At 65.2% G+C, this 5,274-nt stretch carries 5 protein-coding genes; 2 read left to right on the top strand and 3 right to left on the bottom strand.

All coding sequences use genetic code 11. The features are described from left to right. A partial coding sequence (locus KAY22_RS24085) for a TonB-dependent receptor plug domain-containing protein (protein WP_296625672.1) occupies positions 1-792 on the bottom strand: 792 nt, incomplete at its 3' end. 132 nt (positions 793-924) lie between these two features. Between KAY22_RS24085 and murA the strand changes: the two genes are divergently transcribed. After that, entirely contained in the window at positions 925-2,208 is a 1,284-nt protein-coding gene (gene murA, locus KAY22_RS24080; RefSeq protein ID WP_296625671.1) for a UDP-N-acetylglucosamine 1-carboxyvinyltransferase, read from the top strand. 42 nt (positions 2,209-2,250) lie between these two features. On the opposite strand, the gene KAY22_RS24075 is transcribed toward murA, so the two are convergent. After that, on the bottom strand, positions 2,251-2,811 hold the full coding sequence (locus KAY22_RS24075; protein WP_296625670.1) for a hemerythrin domain-containing protein: 561 nt from the start codon (positions 2,809-2,811) through the stop codon (positions 2,251-2,253). Between the two features lie 260 nt (positions 2,812-3,071). Here KAY22_RS24075 and KAY22_RS24070 point away from each other — a divergent pair, with 260 nt between their 5' ends. Further along, positions 3,072-3,971: a winged helix DNA-binding protein gene (locus tag KAY22_RS24070; protein WP_296625669.1), complete on the top strand. Its 900-nt coding sequence runs from the start codon at positions 3,072-3,074 to the stop codon at positions 3,969-3,971. A 36-nt stretch (positions 3,972-4,007) separates the two neighbouring features. On the opposite strand, the gene KAY22_RS24065 is transcribed toward KAY22_RS24070, so the two are convergent. Further along, the coding region (locus KAY22_RS24065) for a cystathionine gamma-synthase family protein (RefSeq protein WP_296625668.1) at positions 4,008-5,274 on the bottom strand (1,267 nt) is incomplete at its 5' end.

Genomic DNA, 5,274 nt, shown 5'->3' with positions numbered 1-5,274 from the left:
GAATTGATGCTCCTCGCTCGGCCGCCAGTCGAGCGATCCGGTCGCGCCGATTCGCTCGCGCTTCAGGCTGTAATCGGTATATTTGACGTTGATCGGCAGCCCGCCGCGCGCGGCGCCGGCGACGGGGCGCCAGTCGTCGGGATAGAGGCCGTAGCTGGTGTAGGTCCGGTCGGAATAGCTCGCGCCAAGCGCGATGCCGAACTGCTCCTCGCTGCCGAAGCGCTTGGCGACGGCCAGGTCACCGCGGATCGGTCGCTTGTCGTTCAGCTCCTGATAGCCCAACTGCGCATTGGCGACGAGCGCGAACGGGTCGCGAAAGTCATAGGCGGTCTGGGTGACGAGGTTGATCGTGCCGCCGATGCCCTGTCCGTCCATGTCCGGCGTCCGCGCCTTCGACACCTCGACCCGGTTGAGCAACTGCCCCGAGATCACGTCGAGCGGCAGCGCGCGGGTTTGCCCGTCGGGATTGCCGATCTCGATCCCGTTGATCGTGTAACCGTTGAGATCCGAAGGGATGCCACGGACGGAAACGAACCGGCCTTCGCCCTGGTCATAGGTTACACCGACGCCGGGCAGGCGTTCGACGACTTCGGCGACGTTCCGGTCGGGTAGGCGGCCGATCTCGTCGGCAGCGGCGATGTCGGCGATGCCGATCGCGTCGCGCTTCGCGGCGATGGCGCGCTCCTGCTGGGCGCGCTGTCCGGTCACGACGATGTCGTCGGCTTCCTGCGCCGTGGCGGCGGAGCCCAGGCACAACAGCGCGACCCCGGCGAGCAGATGCGAACGGTTCATCGGTAACCCCCTGAAAGATAAAGTCGGGGGGCGGGTATCGGAGGGGCGTGACATCTGCATTGATGAGGCATGACGAAATGAAGTCGCGAAGCCGCGCTTGAGGCGCGGGCGACTCCCCGATACAGGCGAGGGATGGATCGCATCACCATCAGGGGCGGAAACCGCCTGTCCGGCCGCCTGCAGATTTCCGGCGCCAAGAACGCGGCGCTCACGCTGCTTCCCTGCGCGCTTCTGACCGAAGAGAAGCTGACGCTGACCAACCTTCCCCGCTTGGCGGACGTGGACGGCTTCGGTCATCTGCTCAACGAGCTGGGCGTTTCCACGACCGTGCGACGCGGCCAGGGCGATCTGATCGGGCGTGAGATGACGATGTCCGCCAAGGCGATCGCTTCGACCGTCGCGCCCTATGACATCGTCCGCAAGATGCGGGCGTCGATCCTCGTACTCGGTCCCCTTCTGGCCCGCTCGGGGGAGGCGACGGTGTCGCTGCCGGGTGGCTGCGCGATCGGAAATCGTCCGATCGATCTGCATCTCAAGGCCCTCGAAGCGCTGGGTGCACAGATCGAGCTGACGGCAGGCTATGTCCGGGCGACCGCGCCCAGCGGTGGCCTGCGCGGCGGACGGATCAACTTTCCGGTCGTGTCGGTCGGCGCAACCGAGAATGCCCTGATGGCAGCGGTGCTGGCGCAGGGCGAAACGGTCATGGAAAATGTCGCACGCGAGCCCGAGATCGTTGACCTGTCACGCTGTCTGGTCGCGATGGGGGCCGAGATCGAAGGCATCGGCACCGACCGTCTGGTCGTGCGTGGCAAGACCAGCCTGCACGGCGCCGAATATGAGGTGATGCCCGATCGGATCGAGGCAGGCAGCTATGCTTGCGCCGCCGCGATGACCGGGGGCGACCTGTTCCTCGCGGGCGCGCGGATCGAGGATATGGAAGCGATCCTGGCGGGCTTGCGCGAGGCCGGCGTCACGGTGGAGTCGCAGACTGATGGCATTCGCGTCGCCGCCGATCGCCGTCCTTCGAGCCTGACTCTCTCCACTGCGCCATTTCCCGCTTTTCCGACTGACATGCAGGCGCAGTTCATGGCCATGCTGGCGCTGGCGGAGGGCACCAGCGTCCTGACCGAGACCATATTCGAGAACCGCTACATGCATGTGCCCGAACTGGCGCGCATGGGCGCGGACATCCAGGTTCACGGTCGCACCGCCGTCGTCAAAGGTGTCGAGGGGCTGGTTGGCGCCGACGTCATGGCGACCGACCTGCGCGCCTCGATGAGCTTGGTGTTGGCGGGGCTGGCGGCGGAGGGCGAGACCCGCGTCCACCGCGTTTATCACCTCGACCGCGGCTATGAACGCCTCGAGGAGAAGCTGTCGGCGGTCGGCGCAGATATCGAGCGCGAAAGCGACAGCTAATCGGCAAGGCGGGAGCGGCCGCCGACCGCTCCCAAAGATCGGTCAGCTGTGTGCGACCTCATCGGGCTGGGCTTCGTCGGTCCGTCCTGTCTCGCCGGTCGAGATGATCTGGTCGTAAAGCTCCGCCTGGCGCGCGCGGAGCGTCTCGCCGAGGGCATTCAGATCGATCTCGCCCTTGTCATGGGCCGCGCGCGCATCGGCGAACATGTCCTCATCCTCCTCGTCGATATGGTGGATGGTCTCTTCGCCGAGAACATGGACCTTGGCTGCGAACAGGGGCTCGTCACCGTTCAACTGCTCGAGCTCGGCGACGATCCGCTTGCCCGATTGATGCTCGACGATGCCTTCGTTCACTTCGTCTTCGCCGAGGACAGGGCGAAGCGCCGGGTAAAGAATCTCTTCCTCGATCGCCATGTGAACGGTCAGCCGCATGCAGATTTCCCGCGCAACCTGAACCAGCCGCTTCGGATTGGCATCCTCCGCTTCGTCGAACAGACTGCGGAAGGCGTGGTGCTCCTCCTTGAGCAGGGCGATGGCCAGGGGGTCGCCGGAAGAAATCTTGTGGGGGGCCTGCTTGTTCCGGCTGGCATAATGGTCCGACATGGCGCTCTCCATATATGGGTTGAACCCCAAACGATGGAGCGCGGCAGCCGTTCCCCCTTGCAGCAACCATCTGGCTGTACCTCATTTCATCTGATTCCGGTCGCGTTGCCCGTTGCCAAGTCCGCGCAACTCGTGTGATTTTGCATAGATTGATCCATAACGGACCAATTCCGTGCTGACAGCCTTTCGGCGATTGCTAGTTTTTACAGCGACATGACACCCGGGGGCGGGCATGTTTTACAGCGTGCTGGAGAAGGCGGATGGATGTCGGGGGGGCCTCTCCCACAATTTTGATCTTCAGCGATTCGGCCGACGGCGCATCGGCGGCGGTGCGCCATGCCGAGGCCTATGGCGGTAGAGTTGCGGCCACGCTGCCCCTCACGGGCTCTCTGGATCGGCTGGATCCGCATCTGCCGGTCGATCTGGTAATCATCGATGTAAGCCAGGACCATGGCGAGCCGCTGGACGAATTGCTCCGTCGCGTCGATCGTGCCGCTCGCCATCGTCATTTCTCCAGCGTCGTCGTTGCCGCGCCCGATGTGCTGGACATCGTTCTGGCGCGGGTCGGCCATGAAGATGTCGACCTCGTCGTCGGCCGCGATAGCCGCGCACTCGAAGAGGTCATTGCTGATCGTCTGTCGACCGAAGGGAACGTCCTTCAGGGATTCCGGCCGAACGCCACGCCCGGAACGTCTCCATTGCCCGCCATGCCGCCCCTGCCGGACACGTTGACGCGAGGGCTGGGCCTCCCGCTGCGTGAGGAGCGCGAGGCCTATCGGCTCGACGCGGGCGATGAGCCCGAAGCGGTCGAGCGGATGATGCTCGATGCCGCGACGATCCGAGACATGATCCGCGCTCGTCGGATGCGGGAGCATCTGTTCGGCCATGGGCTGTTTGCCGACCCGGCCTGGGACATCCTTCTCGATCTGACGGCGGCGCGGCTGGAAGGGCGACCGGTGGCGGTCTCCAGTCTGTGCATCGCAGCTGCTGTTCCTGCCACGACCGCGCTCCGCTGGATCAAGCAGCTAACCGATGCGGGGCTGCTGCACCGGGTGGCGGATCCCGAGGACGGGCGGCGCGTATTCATCGAACTGACCGATCGCGCTGCGCGGGCGATGGGCGAATATTTCGACGCGGTACCCTGGCCGCGGCGGGGGTGAGCGCCGGCCCTTAGCGGACCGGCGCCCATCCGAATGTCAGGCGATGTGGCGCAGCGCCTGTGCAAAATCCGCGATCAGATCATCGGGGTCCTCGATGCCGATCGAAATGCGGACCAGATTGTCGCCGATATCGAGCGCGCGCTTGCGCTCTTCCGGCACCGACAAATGGGTCATGCCCGCCGGGTGGCTCGCCAGCGTTTCGGTTCCGCCCAGGCTGACCGCCAGTTTCGCGATCTTGAGCGCGTCGAGAAAGGCGAAGGCTTCGGTTTCGCCGCCCTTGAGATAGAGCGAGAAGGTCGATCCGGCGCCGGTACAGTGGCGTCGATAGATGTCGGCCTGACGCGACCCATCCTCATGGAAGCCGAGATAGCCGACCCGTTCGACCTGCGGTTGCGCCCGCAGCCATTCGCAGACCTTGGCGGCATTTTCGCCCGCGCGGGTCATGCGGAGCTCGAGCGTTTCGAGCGATCGCAGAAGCATCCAGGCGGTGTTGGGATCGGTGATGGTGCCGATCGTGTTGCGCATCGCCCGGACCGGATCGAGCAGTTTCTTCGCGCCGACCACGCCCCCGGCGACGAGGTCGCTGTGTCCGCCGGCATATTTGGTCAGCGAATAGACGACCAGATCGGCGCCATGGCGGAGAGGCTTCGACCAGAGCGGGCCGAGGAAAGTGTTGTCGATCGCGATCGGCGGGACGTCTTCTTCACCCGCGAACAACCGATCGCGGACGTCGCGCACGGCTTCGACGTCGACCAGGGCGTTGGTGGGGTTGGCCGGGCTTTCGAGATAGATCAGCGACACACGGCCCTTGGCCTTGGCGGCCTCGATCACCGTGCCGATCTCTTCGGGCGTCGCGCCAGCGGGGAAGTCCAGCCAGGACACACCGAACTTGCCCAGGATGCGACCGATCAGCGTTTCGGTCGCGGCATAGAGCGGTGCCGAATGGACGATCACATCGCCGGGGCGCACCGTCGCCAGCAGCAGTGTGGCGATGGCGGCCATGCCGCTGGAGAAGGACAGGGCGTCTTCGGCGTCTTCCCAGATGCCCAGACGGCCCTCCAATATCTCCTGGTCGGGGCCGTTGAAGCGTGAATAGACGAGGCCGTCCGCTCCGCCGGGGCGCTTGCCGGTGACGCCCTCGAAGTGCCGCTTGCCGGCGGCCGCGCTCTCGAAGACGAAGGTGGAGGTCAGGAAGATCGGCGGCTTCAGCGATCCTTCGGACAGCACGGGATCGAAGCCGAAGCCCATCGTCAGCGTGGCAGGAGAGAGTTTGCGATTACCGATGGTCTCGACCGACGGCTTG

The organism is Rhizorhabdus sp., assembly GCF_018006725.1.
Classification (GTDB): domain Bacteria; phylum Pseudomonadota; class Alphaproteobacteria; order Sphingomonadales; family Sphingomonadaceae; genus Rhizorhabdus.
The sequence above is the reverse complement of the archived record's forward strand: the minus strand, read 5'-3'. Positions and strand labels throughout refer to the sequence as shown.

Coding starts and splice junctions, on each gene's coding strand:
- KAY22_RS24075 (WP_296625670.1), bottom strand. CDS start 2,811: ATGTCGGACCATTATGCCAGCCGGAACAAGCAGGCCCCCCACAAGATT.
- KAY22_RS24070 (WP_296625669.1), top strand. CDS start 3,072: ATGGATGTCGGGGGGGCCTCTCCCACAATTTTGATCTTCAGCGATTCG.
- murA (WP_296625671.1), top strand. CDS start 925: ATGGATCGCATCACCATCAGGGGCGGAAACCGCCTGTCCGGCCGCCTG.